Source organism: Paenibacillus sp. FSL R5-0887 (assembly GCF_038002305.1).
Classification (GTDB): Bacteria; Bacillota; Bacilli; order Paenibacillales; family Paenibacillaceae; genus Paenibacillus_AQ; species Paenibacillus_AQ odorifer.
On sequence record NZ_JBBOCE010000001.1, the window covers coordinates 1,058,613 to 1,080,996 of the forward strand.

General features: G+C 42.3%; 20 protein-coding genes. 18 read left to right on the plus strand and 2 right to left on the minus strand.

What is annotated here, in order from left to right:
* Nucleotides 1–15: 15 nt before the first annotated feature.
* From MKY14_RS04930 to MKY14_RS04965, 8 genes are all read left to right on the plus strand, one after another.
* Complete coding sequence (locus MKY14_RS04930; protein ID WP_076185951.1) at nucleotides 16–1,104, plus strand: GerAB/ArcD/ProY family transporter; 1,089 nt, start codon at nucleotides 16–18, stop codon at nucleotides 1,102–1,104.
* A gap of 131 nt (nucleotides 1,105–1,235) precedes the next feature.
* Nucleotides 1,236–2,213: an AAA family ATPase gene (locus MKY14_RS04935; RefSeq protein ID WP_076217909.1), complete on the plus strand. Its 978-nt coding sequence runs from the start codon at nucleotides 1,236–1,238 to the stop codon at nucleotides 2,211–2,213.
* A gap of 3 nt (nucleotides 2,214–2,216) precedes the next feature.
* Nucleotides 2,217–3,305 (plus strand): DUF58 domain-containing protein, encoded by a 1,089-nt coding sequence (locus tag MKY14_RS04940; protein WP_076129323.1) that lies wholly within the window; start codon nucleotides 2,217–2,219, stop codon nucleotides 3,303–3,305.
* Nucleotides 3,302–4,630: a hypothetical protein gene (locus MKY14_RS04945; protein ID WP_340975906.1), complete on the plus strand. Its 1,329-nt coding sequence runs from the start codon at nucleotides 3,302–3,304 to the stop codon at nucleotides 4,628–4,630. The genes MKY14_RS04940 and MKY14_RS04945 overlap by 4 nt, the downstream gene beginning before the upstream one ends.
* A 132-nt stretch (nucleotides 4,631–4,762) precedes the next feature.
* Nucleotides 4,763–7,360: a hypothetical protein gene (locus MKY14_RS04950; protein ID WP_340975907.1), complete on the plus strand. Its 2,598-nt coding sequence runs from the start codon at nucleotides 4,763–4,765 to the stop codon at nucleotides 7,358–7,360.
* Nucleotides 7,361–7,399: 39 nt separating this feature from the next.
* On the plus strand, nucleotides 7,400–8,119 hold the full coding sequence (locus MKY14_RS04955; protein WP_076129325.1) for an ABC transporter ATP-binding protein: 720 nt from the start codon (nucleotides 7,400–7,402) through the stop codon (nucleotides 8,117–8,119).
* The gene (locus tag MKY14_RS04960) at nucleotides 8,109–9,497 is read left to right on the plus strand and encodes an ABC transporter permease (protein ID WP_175619944.1); all 1,389 of its coding nucleotides are present in this window, start codon (nucleotides 8,109–8,111) and stop codon (nucleotides 9,495–9,497) included. Before MKY14_RS04955 ends, MKY14_RS04960 begins: the two co-directional genes overlap by 11 nt.
* Before the next feature lie 30 nt (nucleotides 9,498–9,527).
* Nucleotides 9,528–10,616: an efflux RND transporter periplasmic adaptor subunit gene (locus MKY14_RS04965; protein WP_076129326.1), complete on the plus strand. Its 1,089-nt coding sequence runs from the start codon at nucleotides 9,528–9,530 to the stop codon at nucleotides 10,614–10,616.
* A 19-nt stretch (nucleotides 10,617–10,635) separates the two neighbouring features.
* Here MKY14_RS04965 and nagZ read toward each other — a convergent pair whose 3' ends face one another.
* Nucleotides 10,636–11,934 (minus strand): beta-N-acetylhexosaminidase, encoded by a 1,299-nt coding sequence (gene nagZ, locus MKY14_RS04970; protein WP_076305059.1) that lies wholly within the window; start codon nucleotides 11,932–11,934, stop codon nucleotides 10,636–10,638.
* Between the two features lie 127 nt (nucleotides 11,935–12,061).
* On the opposite strand from nagZ, the gene MKY14_RS04975 reads away from it, so the two are divergent.
* Nucleotides 12,062–12,565 carry a ferritin gene (locus MKY14_RS04975; protein ID WP_076129328.1) on the plus strand — a complete coding sequence of 168 codons (504 nt, stop codon included), beginning with the start codon at nucleotides 12,062–12,064 and terminating at the stop codon, nucleotides 12,563–12,565.
* Nucleotides 12,566–12,602: 37 nt separating this feature from the next.
* On the opposite strand, the gene MKY14_RS04980 is transcribed toward MKY14_RS04975, so the two are convergent.
* On the minus strand, nucleotides 12,603–13,961 hold the full coding sequence (locus tag MKY14_RS04980; protein WP_340975908.1) for an outer membrane protein assembly factor BamB family protein: 1,359 nt from the start codon (nucleotides 13,959–13,961) through the stop codon (nucleotides 12,603–12,605).
* A 249-nt stretch (nucleotides 13,962–14,210) separates the two neighbouring features.
* Here MKY14_RS04980 and MKY14_RS04985 point away from each other — a divergent pair, with 249 nt between their 5' ends.
* The 9 genes from MKY14_RS04985 (at nucleotide 14,211) to MKY14_RS05025 (ending at nucleotide 22,375) form a co-directional block, all read left to right on the plus strand.
* Nucleotides 14,211–15,080, plus strand: coding sequence for a cation diffusion facilitator family transporter (locus MKY14_RS04985; protein ID WP_076129330.1), 870 nt, complete (start codon nucleotides 14,211–14,213; stop codon nucleotides 15,078–15,080).
* 135 nt (nucleotides 15,081–15,215) lie between these two features.
* Nucleotides 15,216–15,626, plus strand: coding sequence for a bacteriohemerythrin (locus tag MKY14_RS04990; RefSeq protein ID WP_051491008.1), 411 nt, complete (start codon nucleotides 15,216–15,218; stop codon nucleotides 15,624–15,626).
* 152 nt (nucleotides 15,627–15,778) lie between these two features.
* Complete coding sequence (locus tag MKY14_RS04995) at nucleotides 15,779–16,972, plus strand: metallophosphoesterase (protein ID WP_076301988.1); 1,194 nt, start codon at nucleotides 15,779–15,781, stop codon at nucleotides 16,970–16,972.
* A gap of 139 nt (nucleotides 16,973–17,111) precedes the next feature.
* Nucleotides 17,112–17,561 (plus strand): MarR family winged helix-turn-helix transcriptional regulator, encoded by a 450-nt coding sequence (locus tag MKY14_RS05000; protein WP_076308563.1) that lies wholly within the window; start codon nucleotides 17,112–17,114, stop codon nucleotides 17,559–17,561.
* A 17-nt stretch (nucleotides 17,562–17,578) separates the two neighbouring features.
* Entirely contained in the window at nucleotides 17,579–18,385 is an 807-nt protein-coding gene (locus MKY14_RS05005; protein ID WP_076185932.1) for an NmrA family NAD(P)-binding protein, read from the plus strand.
* A 71-nt stretch (nucleotides 18,386–18,456) separates the two neighbouring features.
* Nucleotides 18,457–19,134 (plus strand): response regulator transcription factor, encoded by a 678-nt coding sequence (locus MKY14_RS05010; protein ID WP_076129334.1) that lies wholly within the window; start codon nucleotides 18,457–18,459, stop codon nucleotides 19,132–19,134.
* A complete protein-coding gene (locus tag MKY14_RS05015; RefSeq protein ID WP_076194281.1) occupies nucleotides 19,131–20,507 on the plus strand; it encodes a sensor histidine kinase in 1,377 nt (458 codons plus the stop codon). Before MKY14_RS05010 ends, MKY14_RS05015 begins: the two co-directional genes overlap by 4 nt.
* A 69-nt stretch (nucleotides 20,508–20,576) precedes the next feature.
* Complete coding sequence (locus MKY14_RS05020; RefSeq protein WP_076275698.1) at nucleotides 20,577–21,695, plus strand: ABC transporter permease; 1,119 nt, start codon at nucleotides 20,577–20,579, stop codon at nucleotides 21,693–21,695.
* Complete coding sequence (locus MKY14_RS05025) at nucleotides 21,692–22,375, plus strand: ABC transporter ATP-binding protein (protein WP_076129337.1); 684 nt, start codon at nucleotides 21,692–21,694, stop codon at nucleotides 22,373–22,375. The genes MKY14_RS05020 and MKY14_RS05025 overlap by 4 nt, the downstream gene beginning before the upstream one ends.
* Nucleotides 22,376–22,384 lie beyond the last annotated feature (9 nt).

The window sequence follows — 22,384 nt, forward strand, 5'->3', positions numbered from 1 at the left end:
GAGGAAGGAGAAGTTATGCGTACAACAAAGTGGCAGCTGTTCCGGTTTATCACCATTTTTTTTAGCTCACAAACCACCATTTTTTTGATACCAGCTATTATTGCTACTTCCTCTTATCAAGGCTGGATTGCATTAATCGTTGGCTCCTTATTAGGATTGATATTATTGTGGTTTACAATCTATGTTGGTAAGCTGCGACCTAATCAAGCTTGGGTTCACTTTGGAAAAGAGATCATTGGCAAATGGCCACATAAATTTATGATTCTGCTCCTACTATGCTGGTGTGTTTATTATGTTTCTTTCGATATAGAGAATTTCGTACTATTTTTCGGCTCGAATTATTTAAGAGGAACTCCACCTCTATTTATCCAGTGTGTCGTTGGTCTCGTAATCATGTACACGGCAAGTCTAGGATTTGCAACAATTACATATATGGCCGATGGATTATTTATTATTTTCTTTATTACCGTGATCATATTATTTAATTTATTCCTTCCAAACGCGGACTTTAATATGGTACCTGCTTTCTTTCATTATCATGATCCTGGAATCGCCCTGAAAGATTCTATTGTGGTCATGTCATGGTTTGGAGAATGGATTGTGCTTTTGTTCATTGCACCTGATTTAAAAATTGAAGCGAAAATGATGAAAAGATTAGTATTTGCGCAGTTCTATGTTTCAATTACGGTCTTAATAGGATGGTTATTGACAATGATGAGTTTTGGTCCACATTTAGGCCAGCAACTCCAATATCCTTTTCTTGAGATGGTGCGTAGTTCAAAAGAAGATAATTTATTAGGTAATACTGACCCGCTTTTGATTGGAATATGGTCGTCTTCGATGTTTATTCACAGCGCTTTCCTTATCTATGTAGCTTCAAAATGTGTAGCAAGTTTGTTTAATACTAATAGTAAAAAATTTTACGTTCCCCTTTTAACACTGGCTTCAGTGACAATAGCATACTTATATTCACGCGACGTCGGCAGATATTACGAACACTACAAAAGCTTTGCCATTGTGATCATTTGGCTAATCGTTGAAAGCATACCCATCTATTATGGGATTGTAGCCTTTTTTCGATATCGGCATAAGACTGCGAAATGAAAATCGAATGGAAGACGGGTGCTGTCTAATTATGGACAGTGCTTTTTTTGTGAATTATAAATCGGGTACGCTTTCTGTTATGATTAAAGCACTTATTACATAATTATCCTCAGATTGGATGGTGTATTCACATGAATCTTCAAGAAGTAACTGAACTTATCAAATCTATTAGGGCCAATCTTGCCAAAGTCATTGTAGGAAAAGAGGAGGGAGTAGACCTGCTGCTGACCGCATTACTTGCGAATGGACATGTCTTGCTGGAAGATGTACCTGGTACGGGTAAAACCTTGCTGGCAAAGGTTCTTGCCAAATCATTGGATTGTTCATTTAAGCGCATACAATTTACGCCGGATTTATTGCCTTCCGATTTAAGCGGGATCAACTATTACAATCAGAAGACGGGAGAGTTTCAGTTCAGACCAGGTCCGGTATTTGCTAATATACTGCTGGCTGACGAAATTAATCGTGCAACACCTAGAACCCAATCCAGCCTACTGGAGTGTATGGAGGAACGGCAAATTACTATCGATGGGGTAACGCACGGATTAGAAGCACCGTTTCTTGTCATTGCTACTCAGAATCCGATAGACAACCAAGGGACCTTCCCACTGCCTGAGGCTCAATTAGATCGATTTTTGATGCGGATTACTACGGGTTATCCTACCTTTGATGAAGGGATACATATTTTGCAGCGTTTTCGTGAGAATAATCCGCTCGAAGAGTCTTTTCCTGTAGCAACGGCACAAGATATTCAAGCCGCACAGCGTTTAGCCGCATCGGTAAGTATCAGTGATGATTTATTAGGTTATATCGTACGGATAACGGAAGCTACACGCAAATCTACGGCAGTAAAACTGGGTGCGAGTCCACGTGCCAGTGGCGCGTTGCTTAGATCAGCTCAGGGATATGCACTTATTCAAGGCAGATCCTATGTAACACCGGATGATATCAAAGCCGTGGCTGTTTCCGTGCTTGCACATCGTCTGCTGCTTCATCGGGGATTAGGCTCAAGAGAGGGACAAGCCGCGGATATTGTATTGCAAGTGCTTCGTGAAGTTGAGGTGCCTGCTGAACCCGTGACGTCCTTAAGAGGCGGAAAGGTGGAATGACCTATGGCTTTGCCTTGGTTCATTTTCATTACAGTGGCGTTGGTGTTACTTCTTGCTGACATTTATAAACGGAATGGTCTGAAAGCGCTTAGTTATTCTCGTTATTTTTCAAGTAAGACTGCTTATGAAGGAGAACGTATTGAGATGATCGAGGAGATCATTAATGCGAAGCTTCTTCCTTTGCCGTGGCTCCGATTGGAGTCTAGTATTGCGAGAGGTCTGGAATTTGGAAGTCAGGATAATCTTGGGATTAGTACAGGAGAAATCTCTCAGAATCATATTAGTTTATTCTATTTAAAATCTTATCGTCATATTAAAAGACGGCATCAAGTGACATGTGAGCGTCGTGGTTTATATCGTTTAGAATCCGTGACTATGACAACGGGAGATCCATTTGGTTTGACTCGAAAAAACAAAACATATCCACTCGAGTTAGAGTTGTTGATCTATCCCGTTCTGCTGAATCTAGACGAGCTTCCATTGCCCATTCATAGCTGGCTGGGTGAGCTTCCTGTGAAAAGATGGATCGTTGAAGACCCTTTTCTGACTGCTGGCATTCGTGAATATAGCTCAGGAGATTCTATGGGATTGGTAAACTGGAAGGCTACAGCACGTACTGGTGTTATGCAGGTTCATAAAAAAGATTACACGGCTGATTCCCGGCTCGTCATCTGTCTGAATATAGAGGACAGTGATTCCATGTGGAGAACGGTGACTGATGTGGAACGAATCGAGCAAGGAATAAGATATGCAGCGACTATAGCTGAATACGCAATGCAGCATGGAATTGAGACCGGATTAATCTGTAATGGCAGATTGGACGATGCTGGCGAAAGAGATCCAATTGAAGCAGAGCCGATGGCTCAGCTCGAAGATATGTTAGAGCTCCTGGCAAGGCTGAAGCTGGATAGAACACTTCCTATGAGTCGACTATTGGAATTGCAGGTTGAGAGTGGAATTAGTGACACAGACTTTCTAATCATAAGCTGCCATAGGGGAGCAGAATTGCAAAAGGCGACGGATCTCCTAATGCAGCAAGGCAATGGTGTGGAATGGCTGGATATTCCGGAACAAGGGAGAGAGAGCGCATGAAGCTTACGTTGTCTGGCTATGTAAGGGAAACAGTGAAACTCTGGTTGTGGTCTATTATTGAATTGTTGCTATTTCTACCGGTTTGGGTTCTATTTCAGATTTATTTGTTGCCCCAACAAGATGAACAAATATGGTTGATTGCGCTGCCTATACTAGCTTTAGCAGGCATTCTTTTGCGCAATTTTTGCAATGTAAGATGGAAGCAATTACTTGCCGCCTTAATCCTCGGGGCATTATTAGGTGTGGCTTCAGGGAGTTTATCCATCGAAAGCCTTCCCTTAGGTGTGGCTGGAATTATATGTACATTCTTAGGGATGACGGTAGACTCTAGAAATAATAGATTCAGAATGTTTTGGATAGGTATAATAATCTATTTTGTGGCAACTATAGCGTTTCATAGAGTTCCTGAATTGGAGCCAAGTGTGCCGTTATTGACCTGGTGTGGCAGTCTGTATTTAATACTGACTTTACTTATTTCTAATAGCAGCTATATACGATACAGCGCACTTACTGAAGAGAATGAAACGCTTCCCAAAGGGATACAACGGAATAATCGTATATATGTCATTGTGATTGGAGTTATTGCAGCTGTACTAGCGGCAGGTGTCGGTAAAGCTATAGGATCATTGGTATGGAGACTCTTACGCTCATTTTTCAATTTTATTAATCAGTTATTTTCTGGCACAAAAGAACCAGAGCCACCGCCAGCAGAATTGCCGCCAGCAACTCCGATGTTACCACCTGTTGGCGAGCAAAAGCGTGGCTGGCTAGCTATTATACTAGAATACGGGTTTTATATTTTGGCGGCGGTATTATTGGGGTTTACAGCCTATTATGCACTTCGCTGGTTGTACAGAAATGCTGGAGAAAAGTGGCGGAAAGTCATAGATGCATTGTTATCGATGTTACGTAGGGAACATACCCCTAAGAATAATACAGCATATCTTGACGAGGAGAAAAGCGTCTTTACTTGGGAACAAACCGTTCGAGGGTTAAAGGATTTCTGGAGCTCTCGTCTTCCTTCAAAACATCGTAAGGATCGCTGGGATCAGATGAATGGCGAGCAGGAACGTGTCCGTTGGCTTTATCGGCGGTGGCTTAATATAAAGCGCGATAACGGTTATGAAATGAAAAGTTATCTTACGCCGCAGGAAACAAAAAGGGATGTTTTGCTATGGGGAGATCGTAGCAAGCATAAACGTAAGGGTGATGATGATTCTTTAGCAGCAGATCAATTGATTGAAATATATGAAAAAGTTAGATACGGAGAAGACGAGCCTGCCGCTTCTGATATTGCAGCTTTGAAAAATCAACTGAAATTATAGAATCATTTTCAGAATATATGCAAATTGGAACAAATAGGTTACAAAAGACCTGTAAGAGTTACAACATGGATACAATTGGATCTGTGCTAACCACTATAATAATTCTAGTAAAATACTCGTGGAGGGAAGTCAATGAGAAAGCATAGCAGTACATATGTTGTTTTACTCTTAAGCACCTTTGTCATAAGCCAGTTGACAGGGCATCCCGCTTCGGCTGCAGCAGTTAGTTCTGTTCAGCCAAAATCGGCGGTAGCTGCTGCAACTGTAACAGCTCCTAGTAATCTGGGTTCCGTTTCTTTAGGAGCTAATATCAAAGCTACACTGGAAGATGTGAATATTTGGTCACAGCCTGGAGGTAATATTTTAACTTATACAATTAACTATTCGAATGGCAGCAGCAAAAGTGCTAGCCTACTGTATTATTTTTCGAGAGTTATGACCTCTGGCGGCTCTGTTATTCCAGGGAATCCACTAAGTGCGGACGCTACTAAGAAAAAAGTGGGTTCTAACGAAAGCTTGCGCGTTACATATTATGTTAATGTTGGCCAGGTAAATTCGTTAAAAGGTATCAAGATTCCAATGTACGTTTGGGATTCCAAAACCAAGGGGTATCTCAAGCAAGTAGGAACTTTTAATATACCCGCCAACTATTCGCCAACCGCTGTAAACGGAAAAAATGTAAGCACTACAATGAATGACATTCCGGTTATTGCTAAAAGTGAATCCTTGGAGCTCTACAAATACAGCGGAAAGGTTTATGCCAAGGTGGGCATAAGCTTGACCAATAAAGGCAGCAAAGTATTAAGTGATCCTGGTTACGCAGCATATTTGGTCTCGGCAGGGGGAAGCTCGTATGAATTAGCCCTTGACCGTTCTCAGCTTAGTTATAAAATTCAGCCCCAAGAGAAAAAAACCATTTATTATCTTACAGAAATTCCTTCGTATATGAAGACGGAGAATATGAAACTGCAATTCACCCAAAAGGATGAGGCGCTGAAGCTGGAGATTGCCAAATCCTCGTACAAGCTGCCTGCGGCTACTACACCAAATCTGGTAGTTGGCAAAGGTGTAATCAAGAAAATTACCATCAATAACAATACGGTTGAAACCCAATTAAATAACGCAACCGTATACGCAGAGAACAACAAGGGATTCTGGACTTTTCAGCTGCGAGTGAAGAATACAGGGAAGTCAGCCGTTACGTTACCTTCTTATGAGCTTGCCGTCAAATCCTCAACTGGGACAACCTTTCCGATCAATTCTAAGGGCTTGAGCGGATTAACCATAAAGCCTCTGGAGGAAAAAATCATCCCGCTTACCGCACAGGTACCCCTTGAGGTAGAACAGAATTCACTGCAATTGCAGATGATTGAGGCTGTTTCTGCTCCAGATAATAGTGAAACGGGAACTACTGGAGAAGGTGCAGCAACTGGAAGCACTGGTGGAACCAATGTCGCTACGAGCAACACAGCTAAACTAACGGTTCCGGTTGCTTACTTTACGATCTCCTATACCTTGCGTCCTGAGATACAAAAAGGTATGGAATATAGAGCAACAAATGAATATGGGACGTTTACTTATAGTTTAGTTTCCTTGCAGCGTTTTCCATGGAAAGACGATGATATCGTTGTTGCCAGATTAAATATTACGAATACCCAATCGGTTGCCTTGTCACTGCCGGAATTAAAGGGAGCTGTTCAGGTAGACAATGAGGACATGACATCTTCAACGGAATTGTTTATGGATAAGGAAACTTCAACGATTGGGCCCGGTAAAAACGCTGAAATCTATGTGTTTGCCAAAATTCCTTATACACAAGAGTTCGATAAATTAAAATTAAATCTTTATTCTATGGTAAAAGAAGAGAAAAGCTCGTTCCTGTCAGTTACTACGAACAGCATGATGAACGCTGTAGCCTCTATTGAAACTGGAGGAAGTTATGTTATCTCTGGTAAAGGCAAGAACGCTAAAGTGCAAGAGAACAAAACCATTATTTATGAAGGACTTAACTCCAATCTCGTATACACAGAGCTGCTTCTGAGCAGTGAAGAGAAAAGACAAAGCAAAATGGCTCGTCTCCAAGCTTATTACAAAACGGGAGATGGTCAGCTATTCGAAGCTACAGCCAATCAGCCGGATACGTCTGCTACTCCAGGCGGTAAGCAATTAATCACCTTTTGGGCTAAGGTTCCCAAGGCTGTTAATGCTTCTGATGTAAGCCTGTTCCTTGGGCCAGGGATTACTGGAAATAAGCTGACGGAACCCGGTCAGGAATCCACTGGATTTATTAATATGGCTTCACTGTCATTAAATCCGGTCATCACACCACCAGAGAAGAACTTGACGAAGGTGGCTATTTATCCGTATACCATGTCCGTTCTAAGTTCGGAAGGGCGCTCACTACAAGGCAGTGACTCTATAAATATAGTTATGAATTACAATCTTCTTCGTGACAGCAGCTATGATATGGGAACCTTCACGCATAAGCTGGTCCTCAAAATGACGGATCCATATGGTCTATCTCAGGAACGAAGCTTGAACATTGGCACCGATATTCTTGAAGGGACCAACAACTCGTATACAGCAAGCTTTAGCAATAATATGTATAAGAATTTGTCAGGAGGAACCTACCGGATCACGCTGTACGATGAATTCCAAGGCGAACGGATCGAGCTGGCTAGTCAAGCTTATAACATCAAGATTGATAGAGCAGTTGTAACTGAGAAATAGCATTTCATATCTATTATTGTACGAAGAGGAGCAGCTCCAATGTTGCGAGTGGAAAATGTAACGCATTCTTATAAAAACGGTAATGAAACTACAGCAGTGCTTCATCAAATTGACTTTTCTGTGAAAGAGGGGGAGATGGTAGCACTGCTGGGGAGCTCGGGTTCCGGTAAGTCAACGATGCTCAATCTGATGGCAGGACTAATGAAACCTACGGAAGGCCATATTTATATTGCCGATCAAGATATCGTGAAGATGAGTGAGAATAAGCTATCGGAATTTCGCAGAAAAAATATCGGGTTTATCTTTCAAGCTTATGAGCTGATTACTAGCATGACAGTCCGTGAAAATGTAGAGCTGCCGCTGGTTTTTCAATCCGTTGCACCCTCTATACGTAAACAAAAAGCTTTAGAATTGTTGGAAGGAGTCGGCATTCCTGATAAAGCCGACTTGTTCCCTTCCCAGCTGTCTGGCGGACAGCAGCAGCGTGTTAGTATTGCACGCTCCTTGATTACGGAACCATCTGTTATCTTTGCAGATGAACCAACCGGAAACCTAGATTCGAAGACAGAAGAAGAAATTATCAATATCCTGCTTAACCTGAACAAGAAGATGAAGACCACCTTCATAGTTGTAACTCACGAGCTAAAAGTCGCGGAGCAAATGCAGCGGATATTCACGCTTCGGGACGGATATATGATTACTGAAAACCAAACTTCTTCGAATACTGAACTCGAAGGGGGTATACTCATTGAGGATTAGTGATATTTCCCGCTTGGCTTGGGAACAGGTCAAACGGCGGAAAGTTGTCACAGGTCTTTGTATGGCTGGCATATCCATTGGATGTGCTGCAATCATAGTTGCATTAAGTATAGGAGACTCCGCACAGAGCTACACGGAGCGGGAAATCAACCGCAATTTCAAAATGGATGAAATTACGGTGTCTCCCAACGGAGGTATACCCTCCCAAGGAGGAGGCAACGGTGGCAGCGGATCGTCTGCGGCCAATGAAAAGCTTGATCCCGGCAGGCTGACAGCACAAAAGCTGGAGATTATTAAAGGCTTGCGGCATGTAACTGCAGCAGCTCCCTTTCAAGAGCTAGGGTACATACAGATGTTGACTATCGATAATAAAATAACAGATGTACAGCTTATTGGAACGGATCTACGCTTGTTAACGAAATATGATAAGAAATTCAAACAAGGCGGAGCTTCTGATTTGGTAGGAATGGCTGTACTGAACTATGGTGCAACCGTTGGACTGATTGATAACGAAACTCGGCAGCGTCTTTTTGAACAACTGAGTACAGATCCATATAACAATAAGTTGATGGAACAGTACAACAGCTTAAGCATGCTTCCAACAGATATGTACAAGCAACAGGTTCAATTACAGTCTTTTGATCCCGCCTCTCAAACTGGAGGGATGTTGGTTAGCTCACCGATTCAAGTGGTGGGAATCCTCGACAACCCGAGTGGAACGAACGAGAACATGGCTATGTACGACAAGAAGATCTATGTGTCACTAGAGACTGGCGAGCGGCTTGTAGAACAAATGAAGCTATCGAGTGGAACCGCTGGGCAAAAGGGTGTCTATAACTCAGCGATTGTAAAGGTAGACAGCACTGAGAATATCGTGGAACTAGAGAAGCTTATTCAGAAACTTACTCTAACAACAAGCACGAATTTGTATCAAAAAGAGGCACTCGCTGATACCTTCAGCATGGTCAAGAAAGCAGCTCTCGGTATAGGTGTATTTATTCTGATTATTGCTTCGATCTCCATTATCGTTGCGATGACTATGTCCACTCATCAACGACGACGGCAGATCGGTATTATGAAAGTGTTGGGCGCCAATATGGGCCAGATCCGCAATATGTTCATTACAGAAGCGGCATTGCTCGGGATGTTGGGCGGATTGCTCGGCATAGCCTTTTCATACTTGATTGTATTAGGAATTAATAAGCTCATCGGTAACTCTTCAGGAATGGGTGGAGGCGAGCCTTTGGTGATTTATATTCCTCTGATGACTCTTCCGGTAGGGATCGCATTTGCGGTAATGACAGGGGTATTATCGGGTATTTATCCGGCGATCAGTGCATCCAGAACGAATGCACTCACGGCGATTAAACGGGATTAGCTATTTTTAAGTTGAAAGGAAGCCAAAGTGATGAAGAGGAGAATCAAGTGGATTGTATTGGTACTGATTATAATTGCAGCAGGTTATTTTCTATATAGTAAGATGTATAAGCCTGAAGCGCAGTTAGAGCCTGTTGAACCCCCACAAGCCATAACTTTTGAGGTCACACAGGAGACCATTACCAATTCCATACAAGTTAAAGGTAATTCTAATTATGAGAAAGAAACGCTTGTTTATGCTCCATATGCTTCAAAGGTGACAAAGTGGAAGGTTGAGAACGGTGGACAGGTCAAAAAAGGTGATTTACTGTTTACTCTCGATCAGGAAGCCTTGAAGAATGAGATTGCTACACAAGAGGCGACCATCCGTAAAGCAAAGCTGGAAGCAGAGCTGAATGCATTTGTGAGCCAGCAAGACGAGGAGAATGCTGCCCTTGGTGCGACTGAAGCAGAACGCATTAAAGCACTCACAGCCCAAGAAGCAACACGGCTAGGGGACGAGCTTAATCAGGTCAATGCCGAAATACAAGCACGCGAATTAACAGAGAAAAAAGCCAAACTCAAAACAGCACTTTATTATGCTCCGGCAACCGGCATTTTCTTATTTGACAGTGCAAGCGAAATTCCGCAAACAGTGACAGATAATCAATATATCGGAAAAATAGTAGATATGAACAAGCTAGAATTCATTGCTCTTGTAGGTGAACAAGACGTCTTCCGTATAAAGACAGGCATGAAGGTCGACGTAAAAATGACAGCTATAAAAGATTTGAAGTTATCTGGAGAAGTTACGAAGGTAGCGAAATTTGCAAAGACAGCTTCAGGGCAGAATGCTACTGCCAGTTCGGTTCCTCAATTCGAAGTGGTTATCACGCTGCAGCCTGACGAGCATTTGATCGGTGGCTTAAGCTTAAACGGAGAAATTGAAACAGTTCGCAAAGAAAATGCCACCGTTGTATCCAGCATAGCTGTAATGCATGAAGGAGACCTCTCCTACGTTATGCTGGATAAAGGGGACGGGCAATATGAACGAAAAGATATCGAAGTGGGACTGGAAACAACGGACAAAACAGAGGTTCTCTCTGGGTTGAAGGTTGGAGATGTTGTTGTTCTTCAGTAAAAATGACTAACCCTTTGTTTTACTTCTCAATTGTTTGACGCCAAACGTTAATATCTTTATTAAGATCGGTAAGATCAGGAACCGGGATTTGCTCATCGGAAAGGTTATATTTGGCTTTTAAGGCTAAGATCCGATAGACGCTTTCATCAATCCGTGTTTCTTGAATCTTACCGTTTTTTACGTTTTGCAGGAGGGAGTCCATGACCCGTTTTTCATTATCATAGCCGTGAGCAACAAGGAGAATATCACTACCTGCATTCACAGTATCTACTGCTGCTGTAGTCAGATCGTAGTTCTTCATAATGGCTCCCATGGTTAGATCGTCTGTAATTACGATTCCTTGGTAGCCCATTTCATCTCGAAGCTGTTCACCAATAATGGTACGCGATAAGGATGCAGGTTTGTCTGGATCTAATTTTGGAAACAAAATATGAGCGACCATTACGGCGTCCGTCCCCTCTTTAATGGCTGCTTGGAAGGGGAGCCATTCTAAGTCAGCTAGCTGACCGGCTGTTTTGTTCACAATCGGCAGATCCAGATGGGAGTCGACAGAAGTATCTCCGTGTCCTGGGAAATGCTTGACAACAGGAACGACGCCTTCGCTCTCAATTCCCTTCATTTCGGCAATTCCTAGTTGAATGACTTGGCCAGCAGCATTGCCGAACGACCGGTCTCCGATGACTGGATTGTCTGGATTGCTATTGATATCGAGAACGGGAGCAAAGTTCATATTAAATCCGGCTGAACGTACTTCTCTTGCGAGCAGCTTTCCCATTTTCTCGGCAGCAGCAGCGTCATTACTTGCACCCACTGTTCCGTTAGAAGGGAATGTAGCATATTCTTTAGGCATCCGGCTGACTTTTCCACCCTCCTGATCAACACTCATGAATAGTGGGGCAGGGTTGCCAGTGTTACTCTTTTTCATAGAATTGATAAGACTGATCATCCCTTTCAGGCTTTTAATATTGTCCTTATAGAGGATGATTCCACCTATTTTGTCTTCGGTAATCATCTTTTTAGCTTGCTCATCAAGGACAGTTCCATCAATTCCAACTAGGAGCATTTGTCCGATTTTTTCTTCCAAAGTCATCTCAGCAACCTGAAGAGCAATTGGATCGCTGACTGCTGAGGGGGTGGGAGCCAAGCTGGTGGTTGGTGCAGGTGTGGATTGGGAGGTCGGTGAATCGGTAGCTTCGGACTGTGAATTACTGCTGCTATTAGAACAGCCAGCAATGAGGAACAGTGACACCATAGCTGCAATAATGAAGAGTGTACCGGAAATCTTAGGCTTTAGGCTGTGACGGGTGAATCTAATCATCTGAATAGTCGTCCTTTCGTTAGCTAAATTAGATATTGGGAGAGGAATCCTTGCTGACTTAGAAGCACGGTGATAAGATAAACTTAAATATTTACATATTAAATTTGAATAATGAGGTGACGGTCCAATGAAAGATGGATTAGTACAAGCACTTAATGAACAGATGAATTTCGAGTTTTATTCCGCTCATGTTTATCTAGCGATGGCTGCTTATTGTTCCGGCGAAAGTCTGGATGGATTTGCAAACTTTTTTCTAATTCAAGCCGAAGAAGAACGGTTCCATGCCATGAAGATTTATAAATTCCTTAACGACCGGGATAACCGTGCTACGCTAGAAGCACTGCCAGAGCCGAAGAACGAATATAACTCGATGTTAGATGCTTTTGAACATGCCTTCGCGCATGAACAGCAGAACACTAAACGGTTCTATCATTTGGCTGACCTTGCTCTGGATGAGCGTGAACATGCGACGATTTATTTCTTGAAATGGTTTATAGACGAGCAAGTAGAAGAAGAAGCACTCTTTAGCAACATCATCAGTAAACTGAAACGAATTGAAAAAGATAGCAACGCCTTCTACATGCTGGATGCCGAGTTTGCTGCACGTACTTTTACAGCTCCGGCTGAATAAGTTATTGAAGCCCAACAGCCTGAGAAATCAGGCTTTTTTATTTTATAGAGGTAGGAAGTTTAATCGCGAGCAGCTTATTATCCGTCCGAATCATCAGCATCCCTCCAGTTTTAAGGGAAGGGGCAAAGTTACGAGAGCCTGTGTTCACAGTGAAAATAGGCTTTAGAGTTAACATGTCATAAGCGTGAAATAGGCCATCAGATTGTCCACTATAAACCACGTTTCCGAACAGATCCGTCTGTACCACTGGATTCTCTCCAATATTGAGGTCGACAAGCTGGCCGGTTCCTAGCTTAAGTGCGGATAAAGTACCTTTATCTTGATTTTGAAATAACATTCTTTGTTGATAAACTTGGTTCAATGGAGAGTCTTTTTCTTTAACCATCGAGGCCCAGGTTTGCACCGGTTTACCCTCTGCAGAATAATTCCAGAAATCATATTTCACAAATTTACTGCCCTGAAAGATATAAAAGTCCTTTCCATCCAAAAACGCGTTTCCATTCATCCCATTATAACTGTACACACCATCTTTATTCTCGGTATCTGTCCATTTATATAAACGTTCTCCTTTTAATTCACCTGTCTTTATGTTGAACACGGATACTTTGACTTTTCGATTTACCGGGTCATCATCCATCATAAATGTATTCGTGATAGAGTAGAGGAGCCCATCCTTCACTGCTAACGGCATCCACTGCCGGGTCTGGTCCCATAGTTTTTTTCCTGTCAGACTGTCATAAGCGGCGAGTCCAGCAGTTGTTAAGGCCCCTTGAGACAGATAGCTGCGAATAACGACCCCATCTGATTCCATGACCTCTGATAAGCCTGTAAAGTTATTGCTTTTCTCTACAGCCTTCCATTTGATCTTTCCGGTTACTGCGTCAACTGCTGCTAATTGTTCCTCTTGAGTAACATAAATAGTAGATCCTAAACGCTGTATATTTGTAGCTTTGGGGAGTGTTATGGAAGCCGACCATGCTTTTTTACCTGCCTCATTAACGGCATATAGGGAGCCGCTTTGGGTCAGACCGTAGATAAATCCATTGCTGTACGTGAATAGCGGCGCTAATCCACTTCCGAACTCCCATATTTTTTTGCCTGTTGCCGCATTCATTGCGGTTAATTTTTCATTGCGCTGCAATGCAAAGATCTTCCCGTTTTCCGCGAGTGCTGTAATGTCCTGTCCGGTGATTCTGTCTTTTTTTAAAATGGCGAGTTGTGCTGACCAAACAGGTTTTAGGATCGGGGCTGTGACTTCACTGTAATAAGTGTTACTTAGGCTTACAATTGCTTTTTCTGCAGAAATGACTGATATTGATCCACTGTTTGTTATTGGAATTAAAATACTCCCTATAGCTAAACATGTAACAATTTTCTTCGGCAAAGACTGAATCATCACTCCACGCTCCTTTGAATTAGTCATTACTATAATTAGACAATAAAAATAGCAAAAAGTTACTATTCCAGAAGAATGGAAGCAAAGTTGAACGGGGGCAAACTATGTTGCGTCCTGCAAAACAGTTACGACCTTGCAACTCTATTTGACAGAGGGAACTATTGCGCCCCGTAGCAACACTGTTTCTCTAGACCCACCCGATTCTCAAAGTGTAGTATAGAACAATACTATTCTTTGGGGGTTCTTTTTTTGGAAACTTATAACGACATTAAACAAGGCGAAAAAGGAGCTTGGCTAAGCATCGTTGCTTATATCTTTTTATCAGCTATCAAGCTGTTCATAGGTACGGTCTCAGGATCTCAAGCGTTGCTTGCAGATGGATTGAATAACAGTACAGATATTATTGCTTCTATCGCGGTACTAATTGGCCTGAAGATTTCCAGAAGACCGCCGGATTCGAACCACAGCTACGGGCATTTTAGAGCGGAGACCGTGGCTTCATTAATTGCTTCATTCATTATGATTGCGGTAGGGCTTCAAGTTTTGTACCAAGCTGTGAACAAATTTATTCAACCAGCACTGGAAAGTCCTGATCTCATAGCAGCGTGGACGGCAGTGGGCTGTGCTGTAGTTATGATGGCTGTCTATATGTATAATATTAGGCTGGCCCGTGCCATTAACAGTAACGCAATGCGGGCAGTAGCACTGGATAATCGATCAGATGCTATAGTTAGCGTGGGCGCTTTTATCGGAATTGTGGCTTCCTCCTTGGGCGTTCCTTGGCTTGACCCGCTTACAGCCATCATTGTCGGACTAATCATCTGTAAGACGGCATGGGATATCTTTAGCAAAGCTACGCATGATCTGACGGACGGATTTGATGCGGAAGAGCTTGAACATATGAAAGAAACTGTAGCAGAAATTGATGGTGTACAATCCATAAAAGATATCAAAGCCCGTATCCATGGGAATAACGTATTAGTAGACACAACTGTGCTAGTGGATTCTCAGCTAAGTGTAGTGCAGAGTCATGATATTACGGAAGAAATTGAAGAACAGTTAAAAGACCGGCACCAAGTTTCCAATGTACTTGTACATATCGAACCCGTGATGAAGTAGAGATTTATCAATAGGTGCCATATGTACAGCTAATGGTTGAATATAAGCACCTGTGATGTTGTTAATAGTTCTTTTGTGGAGAAAGGTGGAAAATAAAATTAAAATGTAATTTTCAAGAAACGGAATGGTGATTTCATGATCGCTTGGAAAGATTCATATGATATCGGTGTAGAAAAAATTGACTGCCAGCACAGACAGTTGTTAGCGAAATTGAACGAATTCTTTGAAGCATGCAGTAATCAGCAAGGGAAAGAAAAGATTGAGGAAACACTGAAATTCTTAAAAGAATACACGATTGAACATTTCAGTAATGAAGAGCAGCTGATGGAGGAGATCAACTTCCCTGAACTAGCTGAACATCGTCAGACGCATGCTGATTTCGTGAAGGCAGTTCTCGAATTGGAAGAAACGGTCAAAACAAAGGGAGTATCCGTACTCTCAACCATCAAGCTTAATCGAACGTTAACAGACTGGCTGATAAATCACATCAATAAATGCGATAAGCTGATTGGTCAATGTATGGCCACACGTGATAAAGCGATATAAGATAAACCTCCAAAGAAGATGCCTATGGGCATTTTCTTTTTTTAGTTCCGATGTTTTCCGAACACCGCATTGCAGTTTATACTGGGTTAACGGTTTGTGTTATGATTTGAGATAAGAAGTAGAGAAGTAGTTAGGTAAAGGGGAGAGAAACGATGAAAACATTACGAATGTTAGCTTCAGGATTTGCTATGCTGCTCATTCTGGGTCTTGTTAATTTCTACATTGGCTATCACGGCTGGTTACTTATTCATGAATGGTTTTCTGGTGTTTCGTCAGCAGTATTCTGGACATTATTTATGCTCATCGCTTTTGCGTATGTCATTGGAATGATTCCATGGCCAAAATCGGTTAAACCGATCGCCAGATTCTTTAAAGTGATTGGATCGTATTATTTAGCGTGTATGGAATTTGCTATCATTACGTTACCTTTGGCAGACCTATTATATGTGATACTGGGATGGTCGGGAATCGATCGTACCTATTACATCGCAGAAGCGGGCGGGACAATTCTGATATTACTGGCAGTCTTTCTGGTCTGGGGTTCAATCAACGCCTGGAGTACCGTGATCCGCACACATTCCATTCCTATTGATAAATCTATTGGCACCAGCACGCCATTAACGATCGCGGTTGCTTCAGACCTGCACTTAGGGAATATCGTGGGCAATCGTCATCTCAAAAAAATGGTGGCACAAATGAACGCGATGCAACCCGATGTGATTTTGCTGGCTGGAGATGTCTTGGATGACAGCATTGAACCTTTTATCCGCAATAGTATGAGTGAACAGATTAAACAGTTAAAAGCTCGTTATGGTGTCTACGCAGTACTGGGCAATCACGAATATTATGGTGGATCAATTAAGGAATATACCGATTTGATGAGTAGTATTGGGATCAAGGTCCTGCAAGATGAGGTTGAAGAAGTCGCAGGAACCTATATTGTAGGCCGAAAAGATAAGACAGCCGAGGCGATGGAAGCCGGTGGCAGACAAAGTGTAAGCTCCTTGCTCGAAGGACTTGATCTTACACGTCCTGTGATTATGATGGATCATCAGCCTACCGGCTTCGACGTAGCCGCTCAAGCTGGGGTAGACGTTCTACTCTCGGGTCATACACACCGAGGACAGATTGCTCCTAATCACTGGATCACTAAACGTTTGTTCGAGCTGGACTGGGGATATCTTCGTAAGGACAATTTGCATGTAGTCGTGTCGTCAGGTTATGGAACATGGGGACCCCCAATTCGTTTAGCTAGCCGGTCGGAGATCATTAAGCTGGAGGTTATGCTGGAGGGTTCTAAAAAATACAGTGAAGAGCCTGTTTCCACAAAAACGGTGTTAATCTAAAGTGAGTTTATTTAGAGGCTGTTTCATCAGCAGATTTATTCTGCTAGGTGAGGCAGCTTCTTTTTTTGACAACTCATGGGGAGTGTAGTATGTTAAAAATAGTTAAGGACTTAACTATATTGGAGCTGAATTATAGAAAATGGATCATTTACAACAGTTTGTGCTGAATCAGCCATTGCATACCAAAGCATTTTTTACATTAGTTGAAGCTACTGCAAATTTAGTTTCTATTTCTGAGAAATATTGGCAGTCGAAAGGATTGAACGGAGCAAGAATTCGTATCTTGGTGGAGATCTCTAAACAGGGAGGTGCGATTCTGCCTTCTACATTGGCTCACATTATTGGAGTTACCAAAGCTAATATAAGCATGCTGTTAACACCATTGGAGCGAGATGGATTAATAACCCGTTCGAATGATACCAAGGATGGCAGAAAAAGCGTCATTTCGATTACGACTGAAGGCCAGCAATTACTTCTGGAGCATCTTCCAGAGAATCGTCAGGCTGTCGCAGAGAGAATGAAGAATCTGAATGATCAGGAGCTTCATCAACTTATCTTTTTATTACAAAAACTGAGTACATTCGAATAACAGAAAGGGTGTTATGTATGTCGATTATGGTTACAGGAGCCACAGGTCAATTAGGCAGCTTAATTATGGAGAAGCTTGAGAAGTACGTTCCGGCTAGTCAAGTTATTGCTTGTGTTCGTCAGCCAGAGAAAGCTGTTAATTTTTTAGAAAAAGGGTTCGAAGTCCGTTTTGGCGATTATGACCAGTTAGATACGCTGATTGAAGCTTTTACTGGGGTCACAACGTTACTTTTAATCTCCAGCTCTCATACCGATGATAAGATCAGATTATATCAGCATGCTCAGGTCATTCATGCAGCAAAAAAGGCCAATGTGAAGCATCTGCTTTATACTGGATTTGCCTTTCCACCCAAAGGTCCGATTCCTTCTTATCATGTTCATTTACTAACTGAGCAGATGATTCTTGAATCAGGGATAGATTATACGTTTCTACGTAACGCTTTGTATATAGATTTTGTGGGTGTGCTTGGGTTGAAGGAAGCGATGGAAAGCGGTGAGCTACCCACTTATCCAGGGAACTGGCAGTTTAATTCAGTCACTCGTGAGGACCTCGCTTTAGCTACGGCAAAGGTTCTTACAACGAATGGACATATGAACCAAGTCTACGAACTAGCTGCACCAAACGTTTGGGACTTCAACGAATTAGTTGATGTATTATCAGAGTTATCAGGGAAAAAAATTACGTTTCGCCAGGATTCAAGTATTCAGCATTGGATTTATTCGTTTCTAGCGAAGATAGATACTGCTTCTACATCAAAAGATCTGGAGAGACTGATGGAGCGGCCGGTTACCACACTTAGAGAGAGTATTAAGCCTTTTGTTTGATCTGACTTTAGTTGTTCTATCGTTATAAAGTTGTTACTATGAGTTCATCCATTATTCAGGGAGTGTAAATGATGAAGAAGATTTTAGTAGCAGATGACGATGTGAATATTCGAACATTATTAAAACATGTACTAACAAGGGAAGGATATCAGGTGATGGAGGCCAGTGATGGCCGAGATGCGATACATAAATTGCAGGACAGTATTGCGGATTTAGCGGTCGTAGATGTAATGATGCCACATGTAGATGGGTTAGAGCTATGTCAGCATATTAGAGAAACGTATGATATTCCGATCATTTTATTGACAGCACGTCAGCAGCTGAGTGATAAAGAGCAAGGTTATTTGCGGGGGACGGATGATTATCTAACGAAACCTTTTGAGCCTGAAGAGTTGCTATTTCGGATCAAAGCGTTATTTCGCCGCTATTCCATTGCTTCAGATGATCGGATTCGATTAAATTCTCTAGTTATTGACCGCAAAAATTATGAAATAACCGATGGTGATGAGGTTCTGCTGCTACCGGTAAAAGAGTTTGAGCTTCTGGCTCAACTCGCACAATATCCAGGCAGGTTATATACACGAAGTGAGTTAATTGAACTGGTATGGGGCATGGATTATGAAGGGGATGAGCGAACAGTCGATGTACATATCAAACGTTTGCGTCAGCGCTTTGTAGATTATCAGGAAGATTTTGTGATCCGAACCGTTCGAGGCATTGGCTATAAATTGGAGATGGTTAACGTATGAGATCCTTGTATGTCCGGATGTGTATTGTCTTCTGTTCAGTAATTGTGGTGAGTAGCCTTCTTGGATTTTTGGTGTCTAATATTTACTATCAAGCCCAGATTAAATCTCAGAACGATGCCAAACTTACCGGAATGGCTATCGAGGTTCAACAATTCGCAGAATCACATCCGGAGACAATGGAGGATTATTTGCGGAGTATAGCCAAGCTGGGTTATAAAATCTATTTAACAGATGCTGAAGGGGAATCAAGATTCTACGGGAAGCCCTTTAGAAAAGAAGATTTGGATGAGCAGCAACTAGAGAAGGTTCTGAATGGGCAAATTTATCATGGGGTTGCGGATTTCCCGGACAGTGCATTTATTACCGGATTTTTTGATAATCAACTGCGTAATTCAATTGGTGTTCCTGTAAAAGTAAACAATGAGACGTATGCTTTGTTTATGCGTCCGGATGCTGAAGTACAATTCGGTGAGCTGCGCGTCTTTTTTGCTGTGATCATTGGGTTCACCGTGTTGTTTAGCTTAGGCTTTGTAATGATTAGCGTACTGCATGTAGTTAGACCTATTACACGTTTGACGACGGCCACTAAACGGATCTCAAAAGGCAGATACGATATCAAATTGAATACGTGGCGGCGTGATGAGATTGGTCAGTTAGCTTCCCATTTTATGATTATGAGCCGGGAGCTGGAACGAACAAATCGGGCACGTCAGGAATTTGTCGCTAATGTATCACATGAAATTGAGTCGCCATTAACATCTATTCAGGGATTTGCCCAAGCGTTACAAGATTCAACCTTACCTGAGGATGAACGGTTACAGTATCTCAATATCATTGACCAAGAAAGCCATCGTCTTTCATTGCTAAGCAAACAGCTGCTTACCTTGTCTTCGCTTGATTATGATCCTAATTCCATACAGAAAAAGTCGACAGACTTACGTGCACAACTAAGACAGGTCGTACAAATCATGGAATGGAGATTAACAGAGAAACAACTGGCCGTGCGTTTGAATCTTGCAGACATCAGCGTTCTAGGTGATCCAAATCTATTGTTCCAGGTATGGATGAACCTGCTCTCCAACGCCATAAAATACACACCTGCTGAGGGTTCCATTATGATTTCCGCGAAGCTTGTGGAACAGAACTGTATTGTTTCTGTGTCTGATACGGGTGAAGGCATTTCAGCTGAGGAGTTGCCGTTAATCTTTGATCGTTTCTATAAAGTAGATCGAGCACGTACGCATGAAACACATAGCAGCGGACTTGGACTTGCGATTTCTCAAAAAATCGTAGAAGCGCATAACGGAACCATTGAAGTAACCAGTACTTTGGGTGAAGGGACTACCTTTACAGTTACACTTCCGCTTTTGTAATTCATTATTCATACTCCGTTCATTTTCATCTTCTAAACTGTGACTATACAGATTAGAAGGAGTGGTAATATGTTTTTAGCCTTAAGGGAAATGCGACATTCTAAAGCCAGATACCTATTAATTATGGTTATCATGTTATTGGTTTCCTTTCTTGTACTTTTCGTCACGGGACTAGCCAGAGGATTAGCTTATGCAAATATCTCTGCAGTAGAGAACATGCCGGCGAATTATTTTGTAGTGCAAGGTGATGCGGATCAGACCTTTAGACGTTCTCAGTTAACAGATACGGAGCTCCAGAATGTACGTGCAGTAGTTGGAGACAATAATGCATCTTCACTTGCAATGCAGATGAGCACTGTCACTGCTAACGAGGCAGACGTAAAAGCAGATATTACTTTTTTTGCAGTAGATATGAATGGGTTATTAGCTCCTAAAGTAGTTGAAGGTGACAAGATTACGAATGAGACAAACGGTAAAGTCCTTGTTGATCGTGACCTGGAACAGTCAGGAATCAAACTTGGCAGTATCATTCGTGATCAGGCAACCGGGATGGAATTTACTGTCGCAGGTTTTGTTGAGGATAGCTCTTACAGCCATACCCCAGTAGTTTATATCAACAATCAGGATTGGCAAGCTATGAAGCAGGGGGTTAACCAAGGAGAAGAAACCTCTTCGTCGGTACCGTTTAATGTGATTGCCCTGAATGCGAATGCTGATCAAGTAAATAAGATTTCAACGAATGTAAAAGATGTAGAGGTCATTACTCAAAAAGTAGCTATATCCAATGTTCCGGGCTACTCGGCAGAGCAGGGTTCTCTGCTAATGATGATTGTTTTCCTGTTTGTGATCGCAGCGTTTGTTCTGGCAGTATTCTTCTATGTCATTACGATTCAGAAAACTAGCCAGTTTGGTATTCTGAAGGCGATGGGTACCAAAATGTCTTACTTGGCTTGGAGTGTGGTAGGGCAGGTTATGATTTTAGCTATTTCAAGTCTTTGCATTAGCCTACTGCTTACCTTTGGGATGAATAAGGTTTTGCCTGATTCGATGCCATTCCAACTGGAGCCTTCCACCATTCTTTTAACCAGCTGTTTATTCGTTGGGATGTCTCTTTTAGGATCACTAATTTCTGTCGCTAAAGTGGCAAAAGTAGATGCATTAGAAGCTATTGGGAGGGCTGGAGCATGAGTGCAAAACTAATCATGAAGCAAGTAACCAAAAACTACGGTGATGGCGATACAACGGTGTCTGTGCTGAACAATTTGAATCTGATCGTTAATGAAGGGGAATTCGTTGCTGTCCTTGGACCTTCGGGAACAGGGAAAAGTACATTCCTTTCAGCGGCTGGTGCACTTCTAACACCTACTAGTGGTGAAATTTTTATAGATGGGGAATCACTTACAGATAAAAGTAAAAGTGAGCTGACGGAGCTCCGTTTAGAGAAGATAGGTTTTATGTTCCAAAGCGCTCAGTTGTTGCCTTATTTGAAGGTGGAGGAGCAACTCCTTTTTGTAGCCAAGCAGGCGAAAATGAGTGCTAAGGAAGCGAAGGAACGGGCTGCTGATTTGATGAAGCGGCTGGATATCTGGAAACGGCGTAATCATTATCCGGAACAGCTCTCCGGTGGGGAGAAGCAGCGTGTAGCTATCGCTAGAGCATGGATGAATAAACCAGCGATTCTTTTTGCAGATGAACCGACAGCCAGTCTGGACTTCAAACGCGGAAGAGAAGTTGTACGCATGATCGCTGATGAGGTGAAGAGTGAAGGTAAAGCAGCGGTAATGGTCACTCATGATGAACGGATGCTCGAATGGTGTGACCGCGTTCTGCATCTGGAAGACGGGCATTTGGTTGAACATCAAGTATAATTTCATAGT